Origin of the sequence: Vibrio sp. VGrn 2, from assembly GCF_009361695.1 — a bacterium.
Classification (GTDB): Bacteria; Pseudomonadota; Gammaproteobacteria; order Enterobacterales; family Vibrionaceae; genus Vibrio; species Vibrio diabolicus.
The window spans coordinates 1-23,666 of sequence record NZ_RBWD01000008.1 but is presented as its reverse complement, the minus strand read 5'-3'; the positions used below and the strand labels follow the sequence as shown (position 1 = coordinate 23,666).

Genomic DNA, 23,666 nt, shown 5'->3' with positions numbered 1-23,666 from the left:
AAAGAGATAATATGATTATCCCTTTTTACTATGGTCTTGGTTCATGTTTCGTCGTTTTACTCTTTTTTCAATTGTTGCAATTTCTTCATGCGTATTAGCCCAAGTTCCGTCCTCGGTTAGCTCCGTGGAAACTTATCGCATTGAAGATATTCTTGTCAGGCTTATTATCCACAACATGGAGATTAATCCAGTGATTGAAGTCGATACAATTAATCGTTCAGATTATGAAATAAATGATGTATTTCGACTTTCCTCCATTTCTCTAGATAATGAAAAACTGGATTTCAACCAGAGTGCTGGCGTGTTTGTAGAAGAGTATGGAGAGCGTGATAATAAAGTATTTTTCGTGCTTGATTACTTTTACCTACATGGGGGAGGAAGCGTTCTTGTGGATTGTGAAGTCTCATTCGAAAAAGAGAAGATCTTACCCCCAGAATGTAGAGTGAAGGTAAACTGAGAAATCGGCCGAGTTGCTTTGCTTACAAGCTTATCTCACTAAACCTTAATCCAGATTAAAGTTTTGCCACCCACGAGGCATTAAGGTGCGCCTGTAGTTTGCAGGTCTCACGGATTCAGAGAAGGAACAGCCATACGTTGTGTATCGCTGTTCCTTTTTTGTTCTTGGTTACTTGGGAAAAGATAGAACCATAAAGACAACATTAAGAGGACTGGTTTTGAGCATTTTGTTTTCCAAAGCCCGCATTGGCAGCATGACCCTAAAGAACCGTTTTGTGCGCAGCGCAACGTGGGAGAACATGGCGACCGAAAATGGCCACATGACGGATAAGCTTTACGATATTTACGAAGAGTTGGCGAAAGGTGAAGTGGGTCTAATTGTGACCGGTTATGCCAATATCGTGGAAGAAGAGAAACCCAACGCTGGGATGATGGGGATCTACAACGACTCTTTTATTGAAGAATACAAAAAGCTAACAGAGCTAGTACATCAACACGATTCTAAAATCGTAATGCAAATTGCTTACGGTGGAACCAAAACCACATACAACGTCGGTGAGCGTGTCATCTTCGCTCCGAGTGACGTGCCTGAGCGTGGCACGAATACGCAAGGCAAAGCGATGACTAAGGACGAGATCGATTACATCGTAAAGGCATTCGCATTGGCGAGTAAACGTGCTCAAGACGCTGGTTTTGACGGCGTAGAGATTCATGCGGCGCACACTTACTTAATTAACCAGTTTTTAAGCCCGTACTATAATCGTCGCGAAGACGAATACGGTGGTAGCTTAGAAAATCGCATGCGTTTCCTTTTAGAAATTTTTTCTGAAACCAGAAAGCTGGTTGGGAATACTTTCCCAATCCTTGTGAAGCTTACCGCGACAGAATTCTTTGACGGCGGTTTAACGTTCGATGAAACTCGCGTCGTCTGTAAGAAACTTGAAGAAGTAGGTGTTGATGCGATCATCGTGTCTGGCAATATTCACGGCAGAGCAAACGAACTTGTTGGTGAAACGTTCGATGGTTATACACTACAAGAAGAAGGTTACTTTCACGAATATGGGCACGTGATCAGTCAGGACGTTAACATACCGGTGATTACTGTCGGCGGATTGAGTGACATTGATGCGATTGAGAAAATTGCAGAAAACACAGATATCCAATTTTTTGCTGTGTCACGCCCTTTATTGGCTGAACCACAGTTGATCAGACGTTGGAAAGAAGGCAATCGCGCACCAGTAGATTGCGAACGTTGCTCAAAGTGTCGTACCAAGCGTGGTAACTTTTGCGTGGTGTATAAGAACCGAAATCGTCGCAAAAAATAGAACGAAGCGAATACACAAATACAAATTAGCCTCCACTCTGAATATGGAGGCTTTCAATTATCTGCATGTTAATCGAACCATTATTTATCTTCTTTTTGGTAGTTTAAATAGTGCACACAAAGATCGTGAAATGCTTTAGCTTGAGGCGAGATCGTGCGATCGGTTAACGTAAATATACCAATTTTCCTTTCAAGCGGTGGATCGATAAGCGGGATCCAAACCAAGCGTGTTTCATTGGTTGGGAAAGCAAGCTTCGGTAGGGTCGTGACACCAATCCCAAGTTCTAAGACAGAAAACAGCGAAGTGATATTCTCGACCGAATAGAGCGCTTGCTCACTCAGTGCTCTGGCTGGGGTTGGATCGAGAAGCGTACAGGTGCCGTTACGAATAAAAGGTTGTTCGAGCAAAGTTTGCCACTCGATTCCCTCTGTTTGATTGGCAATAGGGTTATCTTTTAAACACACCACGCCAATGGGGTCGGACAACAGCGGCGTAAAGTCAATGCCGCCCTCATCGAGGTGAGAGGGGTTACCGAGCGCTAAGTCAACCTCACCGGAGAGTAGGCGAGCCTCGACGCCCGCCGCGTTATCATCGATCAAGCTTACTTCTACATTTGGATACTGCTCGCAAAAGGCACCCAACACGCTCGGGATGAGTTTCGCTGCAACAGAAGGAACGCTCGCAATTCGCACTCTCCCTTGCTGTCCGGCCGCGGCAGCTTTGAGATCGTTGTCCAGCGCACTGTAGATATTGAGAAACTGAACCACCTTGGGCAAACAAATCTCACCAAAAGGCGTTAATTTGGTTTTGTGGCCGGGCTCAAACAGCGTTTGTCCTAGCATTTTCTCTAGCTCTTTTATCGACGTGGAGAGCGCAGCCTGAGATCGATTTGCACGATGTGAAGCGGCTCGAAAGCCCCCTTCCTCGACTACCATCACAAAATGCATTAATTGTTGAAGCTTAATACTCATCCCTAATGCCTCTTAATCCCTTTATTTACGTTATTCTCAATGAGGTGATAAGTTTTATTTATCAAATGTAAAAAATTTACCGTTAGATTTATCGCCTGTCAATGTGCATCATTTAACTGTATTGAAACAAAGTTGTTACAAAGGTTGAAAGGCACGTGAATACTTCTACTAAAAAACATCCAGTAAAAACCAGTCTATTTGCTTCTAAAGCGCCGCTTGAATGGGCGATTGTTAACAATGGAACTCTGTATACAGCACAAATTCCTATTGATGATACAGGCGCGGTTGTTGAAGGTGGCATCGAAGCACAAACACGTCAAACCTTTAACAATCTCATTCACACCCTGGAGTGTGCAGGGGAGTCTTTGGACTCTGTATTGCAGGTCCTGATTTACGTGACCGACAGAGAATACTTAAAAACCGTTAACCAAGTGTACGCGGAATATTTTGAAGCGCCGTACCCAAATCGCGCCGCCATGGTGGTTGCAGGGTTAGCACGAGAAGAAATGTTGGTGGAGTTTGTCGTCTACGCGTCGGCAAGCCAACCAGAATAAATCCAACAAGAATAATTGAGATCAGTGAGTGGGTGGCTTGCCATCACAAATCGGAAGAACAAGGAAAGAACCATGACTTTTATTAACAATGTTCAAGCAGAAAAATCCCTCTATATAGCAGGTGAATGGCAATCGGGCATGGACACCATCGCCAATATTAACCCTTCTGATATCAGCGAAAACATTGGCGATTTCGCACAAGCGAGTGTGTCTCAAGTAGAGCAAGCGATTCAAGCGGCTAAATCAGCGCAGCCAGAGTGGGAAAAAACACCAATCGAGCGCAAACAAGCAGTGCTGCAAGCGATTGGTGATGAGCTCATTGCACGATGTGACGAATTGGGCACTTTGCTGTCGCGTGAAGAAGGTAAGCCATTTGCTGAAGGTCGAGGTGAGATTTACCGTGCCGGCCAATTCTTCCAATACTTTGCTGCTGAGGTACTGCGTCAAATTGGCGATAACGCTGCTTCCGTCCGTCCAGGTGTCTCCGTTGAAGTTACTCGCGAAGCCGTCGGCGTTATCGCCATTATCTCTCCTTGGAACTTCCCAACAGCAACAGCGGCTTGGAAAATCGCGCCAGCACTTGCGTTTGGCAACAGTGTCGTCTGGAAGCCTGCCAACCTAACTCCAGCAAGTGCCGTTGCACTGACTGAGATTATCCATCGCCAAGGTTTACCTGCTGGCACGTTTAACCTCGTTTTGGGTAGCGGTTCGCAAGTTGGTAATACCCTTATCAATTCGAAAGATGTGAACGGCGTGAGCTTCACTGGCTCTGTGGACACAGGCCGTAAAGTAGCGGCGGCAACGGCACCAAACTTTGTGCGTTGTCAGCTAGAAATGGGCAGCAAAAACGCGCTCGTAGTGGCAGATGATGCAGATATTCAAATTGCCGTTGAAGCCACAATCGCAGGCTCATTCTCGGGTGCGGGTCAAAAGTGCACCGCGTCTTCTCGTCTTGTGGTTATGGACGGAATTCACGACGCGTATGTTGAAGCGCTAATCAAACGCATGAGCGAACTTAAAGTGGGTCACGCACTGGAAGAGGGCGTATTCATGGGTCCTGTTGTTGATGGTAACCAGCTGAATGCGAACTTTGAGTGGATCGAAAACGCTCGCCAAGCGGGCGCAGAGCTGGCTTTTGGTGGCGAGCGTCTGAGCCTAGAGCATGACGGGTACTACATGTCACCAACCCTGTTCTTGAACACACAAAACAGCTGGGAAGTGAACCAAGAAGAAGTCTTTGCACCAATGGCAAGCGTGATTCGCGTTTCTGATCTGGATGAGGCAATTGCGGTCGCGAACGATACGCGCTTTGGCCTGACAGGCGGCATTATCACGCAAAGCCTGCGCAATAGCGCGATCTTCAAACAGCAAGTCCAAACGGGCTGCGTCATGGTTAACTTGCCAACTGCGGGTACAGATTATCACGTCCCATTTGGTGGCCGTAAAGAATCTAGCTTTGGTCCTCGTGAGCAAGGTCAGTATGCCAAAGAGTTCTACACCGTGGTGAAAACCGCTTATCAGCGCCCTTACTAAGAACAGCAGGGTAGCTGATGGTGTCAGTTACCCGCACTGAAAGGCTAAGAAATTGTTTAAGGAGTGGTTATGTACCAACAACGGATTGTGATTGACGGATTGCAGTACTGCAATTGGGATCGAGAGTATTTCCAAACGCTTAAGGCGAGTGGCATTACCGCCGTTCATGCCACCATCGTCTACCACGAAACTGCGCGCGAAACCTTAACGCGTTTTGCTGAGTGGAACTTGCGCTTCGAGCAAAATGCGGACCTCATCATGCCTATTTATTCAATGGCAGATGTAGAAAAAGCCAAAGCAGAAGGCAAAGTCGGCATCTTCTTCGGCGCGCAAAATTGCTCACCAATTGATGATGAAATTGGCCTGATTGAAGTGATGCGCCGCCAAGGTCTGCTGATCATGCAACTGACCTACAACAACCAAAGCTTACTGGCGACAGGTTGTTACGAACAAAACGATTCCGGCGTAACTCGTTTTGGTAAGCAAGCGATTGAAGAGATGAACCGAGTCGGGATGATCATTGATATGTCCCACAGCGCGGAGCGTTCAACGTTGGAAGCTATCGAGCTCTCTTCGCGTCCAATTTGTATCAGCCATGCTAACCCGACATTTGCGCATGACGCACTGCGCAACAAGTCCAACACCGTGATCAAAGCACTGACGGAGCGCGGTGGTTTGATTGGATTCAGTTTATATCCATTCCATTTGCCAAATGGCAGCCAGTGCACGCTGGATGATTTCTGCCAGATGGTTGCGAAAACCGCAGACATGTTTGGCGTTGACCATTTAGGTATCGGTAGCGATTTGTGCCTAAATCAGCCGCAACAAGTGTTGGAGTGGATGCGCAACGGTCGTTGGTCAAAAGCGATGGATTACGGCGAAGGTTCTGCAAGTAACTCGGGATGGCCAGATGCGCTGCCATGGTTCTGCGGCAGTGCAGGGATGGAGAACATCTACAACGGATTAATGCGTTACGGATTTAGTGAATCTGAGGCAGGAAAAATATTGGGTGAAAACTGGTTCAACTTCCTCAAAGAAGGATTAGAGCCTATTTCATAGTACTCCCAAAATTAGGAACCGCCTGCCTACATAACAACAATACGGCAGGCGTAAAACTCACATTTGTAGCCAGTCTTTGGCAGCTGCAAAGAACCTCTGGAGCCAGAGTATGTCTGATTTAACCAATAGCATGAAAGCTTCCACGATGAGCGTGTCATCGGGCAAGTCAAAAGCAACACACAACACATCAACAACAGAAAACACGACGGACAAATTAGGACTGAATAACCCGGCCTTTTGGTATAGCGGTGGTTTTATCGCGTTGTTCGTTGCCATTGCACTTTATGACGGCGAGCTATTATCTACGATCGTTAACGCCGGCTTTGGCTGGGCAGTTCAGGTGTTTGGTCCTTACTGGCAGTTACTGCTGCTTCTCACTTTTCTTATTGGTCTTGGCTTGGCTGCAGGGCGAACAGGCAAGGTGATGTTGGGTGGGATTGCGAAACCAGAAATGGATTCTTTCCGCTGGATGGCGATTATTTTCTGTACCTTATTGGCTGGTGGTGGCGTTTTTTGGGCCGCGGCTGAGCCTATCGCACACTATGTTAGCCCACCACCTTTGTACGGCGCGCAAGATAACCCGCAGCAAGGCGCGGTGAATGCGTTGTCGCAATCCTTTATGCACTGGGGCTTTCTGGCTTGGGCGATTGTAGGTAGCTTAACTTCCATAGTGGTGATGCACCTGCATTACGACAAAGGCTTACCGCTAAAACCCCGTATTTTGCTTTATCCAGTCTTGGGCGAACGAGCGCTTAAAGGCCAGCTCGGTGCATTGATTGACGCATGCTGCATTATCGCGGTAGCCGCGGGCACCATTGGTCCAATTGGGTTTCTGGGTTTGCAGGTTAGCTACGCGTTAAATGCATTGTTTGATATTCCTGATGGCTTTACGACTCAGCTTATCATCATCTTGTTTGCGATTGCGCTTTACACCTTGTCAGCACTCAGTGGATTAAGCCGAGGCATGCAACTGCTTAGTCGTTACAACGTGATTCTGGCAATGGCATTGATGGTTTACATCCTGTTTTTTGGTCCTACGAATTTTATCTTTAACGGATACATTCAAGGGGTCGGAAGCATGTTGGATAACTTTATCCCAATGGCGACCTATCGCGGTGACGAAGGTTGGCTAAGTTGGTGGACAGTATTTTTCTGGGGCTGGTTCCTCGGTTATGGTCCGATGATGGCAATCTTTATTGCGCGTATTTCTCGTGGTCGCACTATTCGCCAAGTTATTTCAACCATCAGTATTGTGGCTCCGCTCACCACCTGTTTTTGGTTCACGATTGTAGGCGGCTCTGGCCTTGCGTTTGAAATTGCTGAGCCGGGTAGTGTGAGTGCGGCGTTTGAAGGCTTTAACTTGCCAGGTGCTTTGCTTGCGGTGACTCAGCAACTACCAATGCCAATGCTGACTTCAATTCTATTTCTGGTTTTAACCACGATCTTCATCGTCACGACGGGCGACTCAATGACCTACACAATCAGTGTCGTGATCAGTGGTGAAACGGAGCCGAATGCGATCATCCGTACCTTCTGGGGCGTAATGATGGGTGTGACAGCACTGATCCTGATTTCGCTTGGCTCTGGCGGCATCTCTGCACTGCAATCTTTCATTGTGATTACCGCGGTTCCGGTTTCGCTGATTCTGTTGCCGTCACTTTGGAATGCACCGCAAATCGCAATCAAAATGGCGAAAGAGCAAGGGCTATAACAATTATCTAATTCAAACAACGTGGAGCTTGTGCGGGTGTTTTCCTCCTACATCCGCACAAACCCTAGTATTCTTACAATAACAAATAGGTGGTGAGCAAAATGGATGCACATCGTTCTACTTATACGGAAGCAACTATGCGCGACGCAGCGATTGTCATGGCAGCCGAAAGGCTTGGCGCAATGCACCAAAACCGAATCAGCTTTGTTCGTAGTCTGATTCGTAATATGGCAAGCCAAAACTGGCAAGTAACCAAGCATGAGTGGCAACTTTGTCCGCGTGGTTATGGTCACGTTATTTACAAGTTGACCACGCCAGAGCACGTTTATCATTTGGTGGTGTTCTGTGATGAAATTGCTGATGACGAGCGTAATGACCGCGTCATTGCTGAAAAGTGGGACGTCACATTCGCACTGGTTCAAGGCGATGTTGATGTTACTTTGTTGGAAAGATTGCGAGCAAATGTACCGCTGCAAGAAGCGGGACGTAATCCAAACAACGTACTTGTTCTGGCTCGCGCAAACAAAAGCGTGCGCGTGTTTGAACACATTGTTAGCGCTCTTTCTCAAGGCAAGCAGCCCGAGCCAAAAGAGCTGGCGGAAGTGGGTTATATCCTGCGTACCACAGCTGTTTATGGTAACGGAAAGTTTGGTATCGCCGATTTCAAACTGTTAGAGAATAACCCAGATTTCAGCCAGTCTTTTAGTGCGCAAATGTGTGCAGTATATATGTTGCGTGAATTCAGCTTGGATTGGGTGCACTACCTAGCACTTCAGCAAGGTCGCGACAACGCGGTAGCTTTGCATCGTGGCTTGCAGCGCTACCTTGGTGTCGGCAATGCGACTGGCTTAGGCATGGCTCCATACTTGATTAATCACCCGTGCATCGTTGACCAATGGATGACCTCTCGCGAGCGTGCGGTAGCGCGAGTCTTTGCGATGCCATGTGAAGCTTCATTCCATGCTCCTTTGCAAGGATTACTACAAAAAGCGCAGCGTCATTTAGAGCAAGTCATCACCATCAATGAACATCAAGACAGGCTCAATCATCAAGCGACAGCAGACATCAAACAACTGCTATCGGAGCTAACAACGTTAATGGCATCGCATCCGAACTGGGCGAGTTTGGTCGAGCAAATGAAAACAATGAGTGTAGAAGCCCAAGAAATCCTCACCTCTTGCTTGATTGAACTCTACCCATCTTTGGTGGACGAATTTGCCAGCCAAATGAATACGGATGAAACGCTATCGATTCCGGGCGGGAAAAAGATCCAAGATTTACTGGAAGTGTTGCAAAGCAAATACCGCTGGGCGATTGATGCGGATTACTCACTAGCCGAGAACAACTACTGGTTCTGGTATCGCTCACAAGACAAAGAAGAGCCAAGGCTTGGTGTTCGTGGCGAGGAAGCAGGAGAAGAAAAAGAGCTGCCGCTTGATATCGGCAGACAAGTGAATCGCTTGTACCACGCCTTGCTTGGTTGTGATGAAGAAATGTCCGTAGCAGAGTTTCTGTTGCAAAATCCGACTTACCGTTCGATCACACGTCGCGTATGGACGTTAGGCAACCGAGCAATGGGTGATATTCAAATGAACGTGCTGCGTAAAGATGCGTTACCAATGCACTTATTGCGCTGTAAGTTGGCGATCTTTGGTGCGACTAAGTTTGATCCGCGCTCGGATCGTTGGGTTCGAGTAACTTTCTTCCAAGGTGCGCCGCTGTTAGATGAAATTCACGATCCTAAACTGGCGGACACATGGATTTTCCCAAGCATGCCGGAACGAGAAGAAATTGCGCAAAGTGACAATCAAAAAATCAACGGAGGATTTGCATTATGATCGTCTCTCACAACGAATTGGTGGCCGCGGTTAATAAGGCATTTCTTGGCATGCGCCGTCACTGTGGTGAGGCGGATGTCATTGCGAGCATGGTGGCGGATTTGCAAATGGTTGGTTTGCATGGAGTTCGCCATTTTAATAACGCCAGCCTGTTTCTTGGGTTAGATTCGGACTGCGCCGTATCGGTGACCAACAGCACGCCATCGAGTATCGAGATGGATTTACACAATGGCAGTGTGGCGTGCCACTTACCCGCCGTGTTGGATTTCGCACTTGAGAAAATGATTAACAGTAAGTCGATTACTATCACGTTGAAGCAGTGCCATAACCGTTGGCTAGGTTTTAGTGAGTTGTTGAAGCTCTCTGCAAAAGGCATTGCGTGCCGTGCACAATGGGTCAATGGCTCTAGTCCCAAGCGAACGCTTTATGTGTTAAACCGTGGACGAATCGCGCCAGAAGTCTTTTTCTCGGATCAGTTTGATGGGCATGATACGGATTTGCATAGTATGGTTATCGAACTCTCTGTGAACGATTTCGATATCGAGAAAAGCGCACAAGGGTACACCATTCACATTGAAGGCGATGAGTTAAGCAACACACAACAAGCCTCTTGGCAAAATGGTATTTTTGTCGAAGACCAAGAGTGGGAAACACTGAAACAAACCGCAACTGCATTGCTAGTGGAGAACAGTGAGCGTTCCAAGCAGGGCGCTGGTGGTGTGGTTTAAGCTCTGAAGGGACGGTGATTCCAAGTTTCAAGTTATGAAGGCTGCGGTTTAGCGGCCTTTTTTGTGCGCGATGTTCGGTCACTTCTTAGGTTCTAAGACTATGATTATCGTTAAATACCAAGTAGAGCGACATAGGGAAGAAAAATGGACCTGCAAGAGAACAAAAGAAATGCCATTGCGTTTTACGAAACCGCCTATCGAGGTAATCCAAGAAAGGCGGTTGAAGACTACGTTGGCGATGAGTACATCCAGCACAATCCATTAGTTGGAAACGGCCCCGAGGCTTTTATCGAGTATTTTGAGCGGATGCAAAATGAGTATCCCGATAAAGACATTACGTTTGTGCGAGCTATTGCTGAAGGGAATCTGGTGGCACTACACACTCACCAAACATGGCCTAATGATATTGAATACGTGACGATGGATTTCTTTCGTTTTGATCATAATGGGAAAATCGTCGAACATTGGGACGCTCTGCAAGAGATTCCTAAAGAAACATTGAATGGTCACACCATGTATTAACGAATCGTTGATTAGTCTCCCATGTCGTTTATTCAAACGGTATGGGAGGTTAAATGATTTGTGGCACTTTAAGTATTAATCATCAAAGCGCTTTTTCGATTCTCACCGCTACGTCTTCAGATACCCAACCTTTCCATAAGTCAGGGTAGGTATTAAAGAAGTAAAACATCGCTTCTTCACCATCCGCGTAGTTATCTTCCATCCAGGCCAGCATTTCACTCATTTGCTCGTTGGTAAATCCGCGTTTCTGCAAGTACGCAAATGCTTGGGGTTCTTTGCTCGCAAACGCCTCAGTTGTTACTGTGCGAACTGGAGAAGGTGGGTACATTGTTACTTTGGGAGAAGTACAATCAGGCTGGGTGGTACAGTTGCGATACTCTTCCAGATCCGTTCCGCTACCAAAATCCACTTTGACCATATCATACTTGCCCAATACGGGTGTTGGTGACCAGTAGTAACCAAACCAAGGCATTTTGCGATCATAGGCTTTGGCGATGGTGCCAGCTAATGCTGCGCCAGAGCCTGGGTCAACCATCTCAAAGCCGTGCTCACTTAACCCTAATGCATTAAACAAGTGACCGGAGGTGATTTGGCATGTCCAACCAGCAGGGCAGCTATAAAAGGCGAACTTGTCATCATCCTCAGGGTGTTCAAACAGCTTGGCGTGTTTAATGACGCCTTCTATCGTCGCGAGCTCTGGATACTGTTTTACCAGATAGGCGGGAACCCAAAACCCTTCTTCACCGCCATTGACAAGCGACTCACCAGCGATGCGCAAGCGTTTATCAGCAATGCCTTTATCAAGCGCTTCTTTAATGCCGTTTGTCCATAACTCTGGCGCAACGTCAGGTTGTCCCTTTTCAATCATAGAGGTGCCCGTAGGAACGCTATCACCAGGGAGCAATTCCGCATCGCACTGGTAGCCTTCATTTAAGACAAATTGGTCGATGTGCGCCATTAAGCTGGCCGAATTCCAATTCATATCCGCGATGGTTATTTTTCCACATTCATCCGCATTTGCATGAGTTGATAATGCTGATAGCAGCAGAACAGAGAGCATTGAAGGTGTGGTCTTCATGTGACTGAATTTCCTTGTCGTTGTCATTTACTTCAGTATATACATCGGTTTATAAAGATTCAGTGAACAAGGTTTTTTCAGTGACGTTAAGCATAAAAACGGCTATTTATGAAGCGTTTAGTGAGAGTGGTTGAAAGGGAGTTAATACAGCAAGAACACCCCTTCGTAGCCGCCGATCTCAATGTGAGAAACATAATCGCCGATGTTACCGTCTTGATCTACAGGTCGCATAGGTTCTGGAAGTGCGATAGTTATCTTCGGTGAGGAGAAATAATCGATATTCTTGCCAAAGAAATCAGTCCGATACAGCACTCGGCCTTTGGTGAATTCGCGGGCTAACACCATCTCCGTAGGGCCATGCATCACTACCGTATCTTCTGAGCGATACGCAAAGTACGTATGGGTTGGTAACAAATCGATAGCGCCATTAGGCAAGTCAGGATGAGCCACTTTGCTCATAGAAGCATCTCCAATCACCGTGTAATCGGCGGAATAGGGCGTGCTGGTGGACATCATTAGCGGAGTCGCCTGATACCCATCTGGGATTTGATTGGCTGGTGTACCTAAATCAACGGCAAGCAAGGTGCTAGGTTGATAAGCAATATTCTTTGGTACGCCTGCCTTCCAGAAGTTGTCACCTGTTGTGTTATTACTTCCATATAAGTAGCCATTGTTCCACTGATTAAAGTAACTGCGCTCAGGGTGATAGTTTAAGTAGAACACCGCTAGTGCAGAGTATTGTTCCTGTTTCCAATTGTCTTCTGTGTTACCAAAGTATTGAACGCGACCATAACGCGTTGTCGCTTGATAAATCACTTTCTGGCCAGCTTTGGCGAGTGCAGAGTTATCCCAAAACTTAGCCAAGCCAGCATAGCCACTAAAGCCAGTGGAAGGGAAAAGGTAGTGCTCGCGCAAGTACAAGGAGCCAGCACCAACCAAGTGGTTTTGGCCGTTACGACCGAATAAGTTGGCCGTGCCTATGTTGAGGCCAATTAACGCATCCGCATCCAGCGTCGCCAATTTGTTTAAGAACGCCGAGAATTGCGCTTTGTATGCATCATCAGCGGCTTGGCTTCCCGCCAACAAACCAAGCTCATCCACCCCACCACCGGAATAAACGTAGAACTGATTTTCTCCGAGTAACTTATTCGTATCGTCGTTGTACGCACCGTTTAAACCTTGTTTCGCCCATTCAGCTTGATAATAGTGGCGCATTGTATTGGCAAAATCGGGATTGCCGAGATTAGTCAATGCCCAAGAAGAGGTTTGATTCCACATGCGACCAAATGGAATAACGCGTGACTCCCAACGAAATCGTGCTGTTGCATTCTTATTTGAGCGGTTCTTGAACTCTTGCCAAGAAAGATAATTATCTTGGTTTCGATCAGCTGATTCGTCAAAACCTCGAATTTGTCGCCAGCGCTGAATGGTTTGACCTTCAGGTGTCTCCGTTGGTGCTCCTAAGACATTGACGACAGGGAAGCTATCTTTGAGTTGAATGTTTTCGAGGCGTGGGCGGTTTTCTATGTTGTCGTCATGCCAAGTAATTTTCGCAACGTAAAGGCGGCCGCCGTCGCGTAAAAAAGTGGACCCAAAATACTGACCGCCACCATAGGTTTGTCCGCTACCATCGTGTGTCGTAGCGCGAACCCAATCCGAAGGAACAGACCAGTTTACCGTTTGGTTTTTAGTCATGTTCTCAGTCTTGTCTTTTTTAATTGCGAAGTTTTTCCATTCTGTTACCAGACCGAATGAATCGATGGCAGAAGGGTATTCAATTATGAAGTTGCCACCTTGAGCAAACTGGGAAAACGTAAGGGTTAAGCGGTCGAACTTCTCTGAGTGATAAACATAGAGGGCACCACCATTATTCGCCTGACCGAATACATCAGCATCCCATGGCGGTGGTTGATATAGCCAAAAACCGGCGTGGTCAGCACTAGCCGTATAACCAACAATCATCGGTTTTCGATTGAGCAGAGTATTCTCGCCATGGCTTGAGTCGACTTCAGCTAGGATAGTGTCTTCCGAAAAATGAAGAAAAAAGTCCTCATAATCGATGTTATTTATTTCTGCTTGGTTACGTATATCGTTTTCCAGCCAACCTGAGTTAAGTTCCAGCTTTTGGTTGTACATGTAACCAAGCGCTTTTACACGCTCGTTATCACTCTTATTTTCGTAAGCTCCAAACACGATATCGGCATTATCCAACTCCCATTCAAGTGCAGCGGCAGCAGAGATAGGCTTATCTTGAAGATCAATACCCTGTTCATGCAACCCAGGTAACACGATTGCTGTTCTACTCCAAACGTTGGGTACAGAAAGCAAGCTCAGAGAAGCGAGTGTAACGAGAGAAAAACAATGCGACTTCAACATGGAGTTATCCCATTAATACTTAGATGACTCAAATTAAGAGTCAGATACAAAGAGAAATTATAGTCCATTCGCGAAGTCGTAATCAGGACCCTGCCATAGAGGACTTTACAGGAAAATCAACAGGGGATGCTGTGCAAAAATGAGCGGGTGTACTTGGAATAGATCATCCTCATAGACTCAAAGCTTCCTCTACACGTCAGCACAAAAGTAACCACCATTTTAACCTTGTTTCGGTCGTCACCATGTTGTTGGATTTTTCTTCAACAAATTCAGTTAAAACTAACTCTTCAAACCAGTCAGATACTCTGTCTTGGTGGTTTCTGATCATACAAAAAATTAACAAATTAAATTTTTATACATTTTTATTGCATAAAAAGTCCAATTGAGTAATATAAATACCAAGTGACAATTAATGCGGTATGTCAGCATGACTATTCAGGTAAGCGGAATCAATAAATCCTACGGTGAGACACAAGTGCTTCACGATGTCAGCTTTAAGTGTGAAAGCGGGGAAACACTGGTTTTACTCGGTCCAAGTGGCGCAGGGAAGAGCTCTCTACTACGAGTTCTTAACCTTCTTGAAGGTGCGGATAACGGCAAGCTAAACATCGCAAATGATGTTTTTGATTTCTCTACTGAAATCAAAGAGAAACAAGGTTTAGCACTTCGTCGTAAAGTAGGCATGGTGTTCCAACAGTACAACTTATGGCCGCACATGACAGTGATGGAGAACCTGATGGAGGCTCCGGTAAAAGTATCTGGCATGGATAAAGAAGAAGCGAAGAACCAAGCAATGCAAATTCTCGCAACGCTGCATTTGGCAGATAAAGCGGACGCATGGCCGATGCAGCTTTCTGGTGGTCAGCAACAACGTGTGGCGATTGCTCGTGCACTGATGATGAAACCGGAAGTCTTGCTTTTTGATGAACCGACCGCAGCGCTTGATCCGGAAATTACTAACCAAGTCGTTAAGATTATTAAAGATTTAAGCGAAACTGGCATCACCCAAGTCGTAGTAACGCATGAGGTCGATTTTGCTAAGAAAATCGCTAGCCACGTACTGTATCTAGAAAAAGGATACATCGTCGAGCACGGCACAAATGATTCGTTTTCTAACCCGCAAACCGCCCAGTTTGCTGACTACCTAAATCACTAAATTACGTTTTTAAAGTTCAGTCTATTTAACAGATAAGCTCGGCTGTCATTGCGAGTGTCAGCCCACTAAGTACACACGGAGTATTGCAATGAAAAAGATTCTACTGGCTTCACTAATCGGCCTTTCTTCTGCAACTATGGCAGCAAACGCAGTAGCACAAGAAGAGATCAAATTCGCGATGGAAGCGACGTACGCACCGTTCGAATACATGGATGAAAACAACCAAATCCAAGGTTTTGATGTGGATCTGGCGAACGCACTATGTAAAGAAATCGAAGCAAAATGCACCTTCCACAACCAATCTTTTGACAGCCTGATCCCAGCATTAAAATTCAAGCGCTACGATGCGGCAATCTCTGCAATGGACATTACTGAGGCGCGTTTGGAGCAAGTGAATTTCACGAATGCATACTATGACAACTCAGCAGCGTTTGTTTCTATCAAAGAAAAAGTGGCTGATCAAAAAGCACTAGAAGGTAAGCGCGTTGGTGTTCAAAACGGTTCAACACACCAAAGTTACCTGATTGAGCAAATGCCGGGCGTAACCGCGGTTCCTTACTCTAGCTACCAAGACGCATTCATCGATATGAAGAACGGTCGTATTGATTCTGTATTTGGTGATACAGCAGTCGTAGCTGAATGGTTCAAGAAAGAAGACAATCTAGCATACGTGGGCGAGCACGTAACCAACCCTAAATATTTCGGTAACGGTTTCGGTATCGCAGTAAACAAAGGTAACGACGAGCTAGTGAACAAGCTGAACACGGCACTGAAAACAGTGAAAGCGAACGGCGAATACGACGTAATCTACAACAAGTACTTCGGTAAGTAATATGGCACTAACGGGTTACTCTTTATCGCTTGTTCAAGCTAGTTGGATGACTGTCCAGCTAGCCTTCACAAGCCTCTTAGTCGGTTTGATTCTGGCAGTGGTATTCGCCAGTGGTGAAATGTCTCGCCGCGTTTTCGTTAAATGGCCAATGACGGCGTTTGTGACGATTGTACGTGGCTTGCCAGAAATCCTTGTCGTGTTGTTCATCTATTTTGGTTCGACGCAGGTTCTGTTTTTAATCACCGGCGACTTTATTGAAGTTAGCCCGTTCTTGTCTGGCGTGGTGGCGTTGTCATTGATCTTCGCTTCCTACGCTTCTCAAACTCTACGTGGCGCATTAAAAGCCGTTGGAAGAGGGCAGAGAGAAGCAGCAAGTGCACTTGGCATCAGTCAGGCACACGCTTTCGTTCGCATTGTTTTACCACAAGCAGTAAGACACGCACTACCAGGTTTAACTAACCAATGGTTGGTTCTGCTGAAAGACACCGCGCTTGTATCACTGATTGGCGTAACGGATTTGTTGAAACAAGCGCAGCTAACATCTGCAGCGACGCATGAAGCGTTTACATGGTACGCAACCGCTGCGGCGATTTACTTAGGCATTACTTTGATTACGCAACGTGCCGTAAAACTGATTGATAAGAAATTCTCAATTCAAGGTATGAGCATGGGACAGGAGGCGACCGCATGAACGAACAACACGTTTGGCAAATGCTGGATGGCTTAGGCACTAGCCTCCAATTGACCGCCGCTTCCTTGGTTGTGGGCTGTCTCTTAGCTCTGATGATGACGCTGACTCTGATCCTGCGTACTCCGGGTTTGCATTGGTTAAGTCGTGGCATCATCACCTTGTTTACTGGTACACCTTTGTTGGTACAGATCTTCTTGGTTTACTACGGACCAGGTCAGTTTGATGTCATAAGAGAAAGCGTATTCTGGACATGGTTAAGCCAACCTTGGTTTTGTGCGATGTTAGCGCTAGCACTGAATACCGCTGCATACAGCACTCAGCTGTTTAAAGGCGCGTTTAACGCGATCCCTTCTGGTCAATGGCAAGCGTGTCGTGCTCTAGGGATGAACAAAACCGCAACGCTAAAAGTGCTGCTGCCATACGCTATTCGTCGTGCCGTTCCGGCTTATTCGAACGAAGTGATTTTGGTCTTCAAAGGTACTTCACTAGCAAGCACGATCACGATCATGGATCTGATGGGTTACGCGCAGCGCATTAACGCACAAACTTACGATACGTTGACGGTATTTGGTATTGCAGGCGCGTTTTATTTAACCGTAAATGGTGTGCTCACTCTTATCTTCCGTCAGGTAGAGAAGAAAGCACTAGCCTTTGAAGCCGTTTAATTATTAGTAGCTAATTTGTAAATGCCTCTGTTCAGCGTTGCCCTGAACAGAGGCATGTTTGTTTTAGTGTACTGCTACGCTGGAAAAATCATCAAGAATCACCAAACTTAAGTAAGGCAAACAATCACTGGTGATGATATGGAACGTCGACACTTCTTAGCTTTATGGTCGCTAATATTTGCGCCTTCGCTAAAATCCGCTAGCCCAATGAAGCCGACACCGCCTCAAACGGAAGGACCATTCTATCCCGTGGTTCCAGTGCCATTTCGTCAAAATTTGATTTTGCAGTCGAAAGGTCTTATTGGTGAGCCCATTTTTCTTCAGGGTAAGGTAATGGATACAGCAGGGAATCCATTGTCTGGAATGAAAATAGAAATATGGCAATGTGATGGACAAGGCATCTATGATCACCCGAATCAACCTAACAATAATAAGTTTGATCCTCACTTTGCAGGCTTTGGTGCAGTTTTAACTGGCGAAGATGGGAATTACCTTTTTCAAACGTTATTTCCGGTTCCATATAGCTCTCGACCTCCCCACATCCACGTAAAATTGTGGCGTGGAGAGAAAGAGCTGTTAACGACTCAGCTTTATTTGAAAGGGCGAACTGGTAACGAGTGGTGGGGCGGAAAAGCCCGTGATTATTTGCAGTTTGAGCCTGTCAACATTGATGGTCGAGTCGTCGGTGAGTTCAATTTTGTGCTCGCTTAGTGTGATTAAGCATTATTTTGAAAACTCACATCGTAGATTACAAAAGTAATTAGTAAACAGAAGCTTCTAATAGATTAGTCTTGTCCGGCCCTGACTCTTAGTTTGTAGAAATCACTGTACCCAGATTTACGGAGTTGAACACCGCTTACACCTTTCGCTCTGGTGATTTTTTCTTGCCCCCAGAACAATGGTAAGATTGTTGTATCATCTCTGAGCTCTGAGAGTATTCCCTCCAAACGTTTTTCAGGCGTGGGATCTGAGACTGCATCGTGTACGTGATTAACATGCTGTTCAAATTCATCAGAGTGAAGAGCAAATCGAATACCTGTACCTGTTAATAGCCACTCATAAATTCCATAGGTTAAAGGTGGCTCAACGACATCTTCGACAAAGAGCAAGTCGGCTTGTTCTTTTACAAGTTGAGGATTACTAGCGTCAGTTAGCTCCACAAATTCTACATGCAACCCAGTTTGACGGATTAAATCTACGATCCATTGGTTCGCTTTACTTAAATAATCAATCGTCCACTTTGGATGGGTTATGACCAACGTTCCCTCAAGCTGAGGAACATTCTCGTTGTGAGAGCTATCATCGAGAATGTGCATCGTTTCCAAGCCATTCGCTTTGGCAAATTCAAATCTACGACTCTCGATAAAAGAAAATAGGCGCTGCCAAGTTTGCTCGCTTAGTGAGCACTCGGCGCGACGGTTACGTGCTAGAAAAGAAAATGCCTGAATCATATAACATTCGGTATCGTCAGTTTCCTGATTATAACTGATGTATTGATCCAGCTCAGTCCCCTGATGAGAGAGCGTGATTTGCTCCAATAATGCCTTTTTTGCGAAATAGTTATGATGTTTCTTCAGTACTATTTTGTCGGTATCCCAATGCCTAAGTACAAACGGGCCAGTACCTATTGTGATACTGCGACCTTTAAAGCTCTTCTGACGTCGAGTAGTGATAGACGCATTTGCGGTTGCTAAGCAGTAAATGAATAAGTTATTAGGCTGCTTTAAGTCAATACGTATAGCTTGTTTGGCATTATCGAAGCTGATACGAGTGACTTGCTGAAGTAATTTTTGGACGGGACCATCTGTTGTAATGAGCTTATTTAAAGAGTGTACGACATCTTCTGCTTGTAATGTTAGCCCATCGTGACAGTAGATATCAGGGCGGAGCCAAATATATATACAACTGCCTTCATTTTTGTACTCACAAGCGAGGTGATTTTTTAATTGACCGTAGTGATCAACGGTAAATAGGGTGTCATACAAGCTGCGTATTACCTGCAGTTCTGAAAAACGATAAGTCAGTGAAGGGGTTAGCTCATCTACCCAAGGATACTGGCTGACGATGAGTGTATTTGAATCTTTGTTTTCTTCTGAAACTTCTGCGAGTGCTTGGCTAAGTGCGCTTACAGCGGTGCTACGGTAATGCTCAAGTAACCTCGAGATGACGTCAAAACTACCATTGTTGATTTCATTACGAATCGTAAAGTAGAGGGCTTGGTGTATTGTTACCGTCACTTTTAGTGTGCTGGCTTTCCCACGGCCACGACCTGGCTCCCAGTGGATCCAATTGTAGCTGTCAAGTATTCTCAGTATATTAGATATATTGCGTCTAGAAGTTGAAAAAACCAGTTCTAAATCGTCGAGGTTTACCTGATACGTTTGAGAGTGTTTGTAATGTTTTAATAACTGGCTCAATCTACGAAGACATGTTTCTGTCATGTTTTATTATGTTTCCTCAATAGATGATTGATTTATTAAAGCTATATAATAAATTGATTTCATATTGTGGTGAAGAAAGGTGATTGCTTAAACCCCTCAGTGTTATTGATTGGCTTATCTTCTTCCCATTTAAAAGTATTGGTGGTTTTCATTTTGACTCTAATATATTACTACTAATATAGAGTAAAGGCTCACTTTTTAATTTTTGCCATAATATTAGTGAGTTATGATTAATGTTAGTGTTTGTTTTATTAGTTGTGTCTAATTAGTTAGGCGTAATGACATGAAAATACCCCCACTCATCTATGCAAATAAGCAGGGGTATAAGTTTATTTTACTTCTGGGAAGGTAGTGAATATCGTCCACTTATCTTTAACCATCCCTTGCTGGCCGACAACAGTGGCAGTAACGCGGCGGTTTAATGCGTGGCTGACACGATCCATACCCGGCTCTGCTAGCTGTGTGTCGCCAAAAGCAATAATTGCGAGGCGGTCACCCGGGATTCCTTTTTCTATCAATAGATCGCGTACATTCTCTGCACGATGGCGAGATAGGTTTAAATTGTATTCTGCGCGTCCTACCTTACTTGCGTATCCTTGTATCTCTATAGAAGTGGTTGGATTCTTTTTAAGAAATGCAGCCAACTCATCTATCTTGTTTTTAAAAAATTGGTTAATAAGAGCAGAGTCATTATCAAACAAAATCTTAAGTTGGTATTGCTCTTCTTTATGCAAATAGGTTTCACAACCATCATTGTCCACTTCTGCCCCTATTGGAGTACCTGCGCAAAGATCACGAGCGTTTATCACACCATCTTGGTCCAAGTCGTTTAGGTCAGCAATCTGATTCGCCTTTGGTATAGGAATGTACGCCAGCTCATCTTTTGCGTATGCACTATGATGACTCATTATGACTAAAGCCAGAGTGATTAGAAGATTCTTTTTCATTGTATTTAGTACTCCACCGATTGAGTCCACTCTTCCGGTATGTCGACGCGCAATGCGTCTAAAAGCTGCCCGGTTGAAGTCAGGGTTCGATATTGTGCGTATTGCTGCGCAAATTGTGTTTCTAAGTAGTTTTTGCGTGATTCAAACAACTCGTTTTCAGTGTTCAGCAGATCAAGTAGGGTGCGCTTTCCAATACGATATTGTTTTTGGTATGCAATAACGGTGTTTGACATGGAATCAACGTGTTGTATTAAAAAAGACTTTTGTTGTTTAGTCAGCTCAAGAGCGCTCCAAGAAAGGCGGAGCTCTTGCTCCACACTTCGGTATGCTCGCTCTCTGAGGTCTTTCGCTTTATTGAGTTGGTAGGCCATACTGTCACTGTTTGCAGAGTCTCGGCCACCGTTGTAAAGGTTGTATCGGACACGGAGCATTGCTTGTGTTTCAGAGTTGAGACCATTTACTCCTCCTACATCATCGTTCCAGCTTTGTTTCGCTTCAAATGAGATGACTGGGAAATAGTTTGCATCTGCTTGTTTATATTGGAACCTGGCAGAATCGACATCTGCGAGTGCTATTTTTATGACAGGATGATTGTCAAAAGCCTGCGATTGGGCCTCGTCTAGAGAATTGGGGATAAAGTTTTGGTCTGCGTGCGGAAAAATAAGGTTAGTTGGTGCTTCACCAACTAAGCGAAAGAATGCTGTTTGAGCGTCTTTATGGTTATTTTGTGCAGCTAAAACATTACTTTGAGCTTTTGCTAAACGAGCTTTAACCTGGTTAAGGTCGGCAACTGAGCCAATTCCTGACTCTGTACGCTTTTTAATATCAGTATAAATTCGCTTATGTGTGTTTAGGTTGCTAGTGGAAAGCGCAGTCAGCTTTTGTGTTTTTACTACATCCAAATAAGCTTTGATGACTTCTAACGCAACATTTTGGGCATCTGCAAGTAACTGATAACGCACAGACTCTGCATCTGCAGAGGTACGATCAATGTCATATAGGGTTTTTGAACCATCCCAGATCAACTGGGTAAGAGTAATTGCCATATCTTTGCGGGTCATCTCGGTATCACTCTTACCAGTAGAGTCGGAAGGGTGAATGCTCTCGTAACCGATACCCGCGTCAATATCGAGACTAGGTTTATATGCTCCACGTGATTTATCGATAATATAACGACTACTCATATACTCGTTAAACGCACTTTTGATATCAGGGTTCGTTGCAAATGTTGTCGCTATTGCTTGTTCTAAAGTTTGTGCGCTAGAAACCAGTGGTATTAGCAAACCAAAACACGCGATACTAATATTACTTAGCTTCACTAAAATCTCCCCAAATAATTTAACGCCAGTTATTTTTCAAAAATAAATATTAAAGATTACTAATGTTACCCAAGGCAAACGTTTCCCTTTGCTTGCTTTTTTGGAATGTAAGCTGCTATTTCAATGAAAATTTAATGACAAGTTTAAAGAATATTAAAAATAGGTCGCATAACATATGTTTTTACGGTGCAAAATAAAACAAATTTAAAACATGAAAATTATTGATAGGATAATTGCGTGTTTTAGGTGGGTTAATTGATGCTAGCTTACGCCCAATTGTGTATATCGCTTCTTGAAAATAAGTCTTATTACTTTCTTAGTTTTATGGACTTTGAGATTTTTGTATTTACTAAATGAGGTATAAGCTCTTGGTTGGACCATCAAAATTAACCGCACAAACCTATGTTGTAATCGGCCTAGATGGTCAAATTAAAGCTTTTGCGTCTAAAGAAAACTTGTTACCGGGAGAAGTGGTCGTTGAATTAGTAGAGGGGAAGATCCAACCTCAGCATGTATATATTGCTGACACAGAAGGTGAAGCTCAAACTGATTCTACCGACAAGCTTGCGAAAATATTAGAGGCCATCGAAAAAGGACAAGACCCGAGTGAACTAGGTGATGAATATGCTACTGAAGCTGGTGAAGTTACGGGTTCAAGTTTGACGGCCTCTGGTACTGTTGAACGAACGGGGGCAGAAGTACTAGCCAGTACTTTTTTTGAAACCGCCGGCGTGACGACAGAGCAAAGTACAACGCTATTTAATATTTCTCGATTCACAACCTCAGAGCTTGGTGAAACTGAAGCGTTGATTGATGGTGAAGATAGAGGTGCCGTTCAAGAAGACGTGACGCTTGGAACTTCTGGCAACCTCAGTGTTACTGATCCAAATACAGGTGAAGCGTTATTCCAATCACAGAGTGAGGTTCAAGATAGTTATTGGGGCGTCTTCTCAATTGATGCTTTCGGTAACTGGAATTATCAGCTGAATAATGAGCACGAAGAAGTGCAGGCTTTGGATCATGACAGTGATCCAGTCATCAGAAGTATTACCGTTTTATCTGTAGATGGCACTGAGCATGAAGTTGTGATCTCTATTACGGGCACCGAAGACACGCCAGTCGTGACAGGTACGTTTACCGGTAAGGTGACTGAAGGCAATCTCGGTGATGTTGTGACCGCAACCGGCACCATTGCTATTACTGATGTTGATAATGGCGATGAGCCAGTGTTCAGCAACACTACAGCGACGGGCACTTACGGTGAACTGGTATTGTTGGATGGAAAGTGGACGTATACGTTGAACCAAAGCCAGGTTCAACAGCTGGACGAGGGCGACCAGGTGCAAGACACCATCACCCTGACGGCAACCGATGGCACCCAACAAAACATCGTGATTGATATTACGGGCACCGAAGACAAGCCAGTCGTGACGGGTACGTTCACCGGCAAGGTGATCGAAGGCA

21 protein-coding genes are annotated in these 23,666 nt (G+C 45.1%); 15 read left to right on the top strand and 6 right to left on the bottom strand.

Annotated features, from left to right (window positions below; genetic code table 11):
- Positions 1-43 precede the first annotated feature (43 nt).
- Positions 44-457: a hypothetical protein gene (locus D8S93_RS14215; protein ID WP_227483989.1), complete on the top strand. Its 414-nt coding sequence runs from the start codon at positions 44-46 to the stop codon at positions 455-457.
- A gap of 217 nt (positions 458-674) precedes the next feature.
- The gene (locus D8S93_RS14210) at positions 675-1,781 is read left to right on the top strand and encodes an NADH:flavin oxidoreductase (RefSeq protein ID WP_152813864.1); all 1,107 of its coding nucleotides are present in this window, start codon (positions 675-677) and stop codon (positions 1,779-1,781) included.
- A gap of 80 nt (positions 1,782-1,861) precedes the next feature.
- Here the strand turns inward: D8S93_RS14210 and D8S93_RS14205 are convergent, their stop codons facing one another.
- Positions 1,862-2,752 (bottom strand): LysR family transcriptional regulator, encoded by an 891-nt coding sequence (locus tag D8S93_RS14205; protein WP_152813862.1) that lies wholly within the window; start codon positions 2,750-2,752, stop codon positions 1,862-1,864.
- Positions 2,753-2,907: 155 nt separating this feature from the next.
- Between D8S93_RS14205 and D8S93_RS14200 the strand changes: the two genes are divergently transcribed.
- The 7 genes from D8S93_RS14200 to D8S93_RS14170 all read left to right on the top strand — a co-directional run bounded on the left by D8S93_RS14200 (position 2,908) and on the right by D8S93_RS14170 (position 10,697).
- Positions 2,908-3,306, top strand: coding sequence for a RidA family protein (locus D8S93_RS14200; protein WP_012842492.1), 399 nt, complete (start codon positions 2,908-2,910; stop codon positions 3,304-3,306).
- 72 nt (positions 3,307-3,378) lie between these two features.
- The gene (locus tag D8S93_RS14195) at positions 3,379-4,839 is read left to right on the top strand and encodes an aldehyde dehydrogenase family protein (RefSeq protein WP_053349978.1); all 1,461 of its coding nucleotides are present in this window, start codon (positions 3,379-3,381) and stop codon (positions 4,837-4,839) included.
- 69 nt (positions 4,840-4,908) lie between these two features.
- Entirely contained in the window at positions 4,909-5,898 is a 990-nt protein-coding gene (locus D8S93_RS14190; protein WP_152813859.1) for a membrane dipeptidase, read from the top strand.
- 109 nt (positions 5,899-6,007) lie between these two features.
- Positions 6,008-7,609 carry a BCCT family transporter gene (locus tag D8S93_RS14185; RefSeq protein ID WP_046873635.1) on the top strand — a complete coding sequence of 534 codons (1,602 nt, stop codon included), beginning with the start codon at positions 6,008-6,010 and terminating at the stop codon, positions 7,607-7,609.
- A gap of 101 nt (positions 7,610-7,710) precedes the next feature.
- Positions 7,711-9,447: a hypothetical protein gene (locus tag D8S93_RS14180; protein WP_152813857.1), complete on the top strand. Its 1,737-nt coding sequence runs from the start codon at positions 7,711-7,713 to the stop codon at positions 9,445-9,447.
- Positions 9,444-10,175 (top strand): DUF3726 domain-containing protein, encoded by a 732-nt coding sequence (locus tag D8S93_RS14175; protein ID WP_152813855.1) that lies wholly within the window; start codon positions 9,444-9,446, stop codon positions 10,173-10,175. Before D8S93_RS14180 ends, D8S93_RS14175 begins: the two co-directional genes overlap by 4 nt.
- 144 nt (positions 10,176-10,319) lie before the next feature.
- Positions 10,320-10,697 (top strand): nuclear transport factor 2 family protein, encoded by a 378-nt coding sequence (locus D8S93_RS14170; RefSeq protein WP_031777276.1) that lies wholly within the window; start codon positions 10,320-10,322, stop codon positions 10,695-10,697.
- 82 nt (positions 10,698-10,779) lie between these two features.
- Here D8S93_RS14170 and D8S93_RS14165 read toward each other — a convergent pair whose 3' ends face one another.
- Positions 10,780-11,775, bottom strand: a complete 996-nt coding sequence (locus D8S93_RS14165; RefSeq protein ID WP_152813853.1) for an ABC transporter substrate-binding protein — start codon at positions 11,773-11,775, stop codon at positions 10,780-10,782.
- Positions 11,776-11,916: 141 nt separating this feature from the next.
- Positions 11,917-14,151 (bottom strand): hypothetical protein, encoded by a 2,235-nt coding sequence (locus D8S93_RS14160; RefSeq protein ID WP_152813851.1) that lies wholly within the window; start codon positions 14,149-14,151, stop codon positions 11,917-11,919.
- Positions 14,152-14,578: 427 nt separating this feature from the next.
- Here D8S93_RS14160 and artP point away from each other — a divergent pair, with 427 nt between their 5' ends.
- The 5 genes from artP (at position 14,579) to D8S93_RS14135 (ending at position 18,206) form a co-directional block, all read left to right on the top strand.
- Positions 14,579-15,307, top strand: a complete 729-nt coding sequence (gene artP / locus D8S93_RS14155; protein ID WP_152813849.1) for an arginine ABC transporter ATP-binding protein ArtP — start codon at positions 14,579-14,581, stop codon at positions 15,305-15,307.
- 88 nt (positions 15,308-15,395) lie between these two features.
- Positions 15,396-16,139 (top strand): arginine ABC transporter substrate-binding protein, encoded by a 744-nt coding sequence (locus tag D8S93_RS14150; protein ID WP_152813847.1) that lies wholly within the window; start codon positions 15,396-15,398, stop codon positions 16,137-16,139.
- A 1-nt stretch (position 16,140) separates the two neighbouring features.
- The gene (artQ, locus tag D8S93_RS14145) at positions 16,141-16,830 is read left to right on the top strand and encodes an arginine ABC transporter permease ArtQ (protein WP_005388570.1); all 690 of its coding nucleotides are present in this window, start codon (positions 16,141-16,143) and stop codon (positions 16,828-16,830) included.
- Positions 16,827-17,495 (top strand): arginine ABC transporter permease ArtM, encoded by a 669-nt coding sequence (gene artM, locus D8S93_RS14140; protein ID WP_152813845.1) that lies wholly within the window; start codon positions 16,827-16,829, stop codon positions 17,493-17,495. Before artQ ends, artM begins: the two co-directional genes overlap by 4 nt.
- Positions 17,496-17,633: 138 nt before the next feature.
- Positions 17,634-18,206 (top strand): protocatechuate 3,4-dioxygenase, encoded by a 573-nt coding sequence (locus tag D8S93_RS14135; RefSeq protein ID WP_152813843.1) that lies wholly within the window; start codon positions 17,634-17,636, stop codon positions 18,204-18,206.
- Between the two features lie 74 nt (positions 18,207-18,280).
- On the opposite strand, the gene D8S93_RS14130 is transcribed toward D8S93_RS14135, so the two are convergent.
- The 3 genes from D8S93_RS14130 to D8S93_RS14115 all read right to left on the bottom strand — a co-directional run bounded on the left by D8S93_RS14130 (position 18,281) and on the right by D8S93_RS14115 (position 22,202).
- Entirely contained in the window at positions 18,281-19,936 is a 1,656-nt protein-coding gene (locus D8S93_RS14130; protein WP_152813841.1) for an ABC transporter substrate-binding protein, read from the bottom strand.
- Positions 19,937-20,265: 329 nt separating this feature from the next.
- Positions 20,266-20,883, bottom strand: coding sequence for an OmpA family protein (locus tag D8S93_RS14120; protein WP_152813838.1), 618 nt, complete (start codon positions 20,881-20,883; stop codon positions 20,266-20,268).
- Between the two features lie 5 nt (positions 20,884-20,888).
- Positions 20,889-22,202, bottom strand: a complete 1,314-nt coding sequence (locus tag D8S93_RS14115; protein ID WP_048625183.1) for a TolC family outer membrane protein — start codon at positions 22,200-22,202, stop codon at positions 20,889-20,891.
- Between the two features lie 368 nt (positions 22,203-22,570).
- Here D8S93_RS14115 and D8S93_RS14110 point away from each other — a divergent pair.
- A partial coding sequence (locus tag D8S93_RS14110) for a VCBS domain-containing protein (protein WP_227483988.1) occupies positions 22,571-23,666 on the top strand: 1,096 nt, incomplete at its 3' end.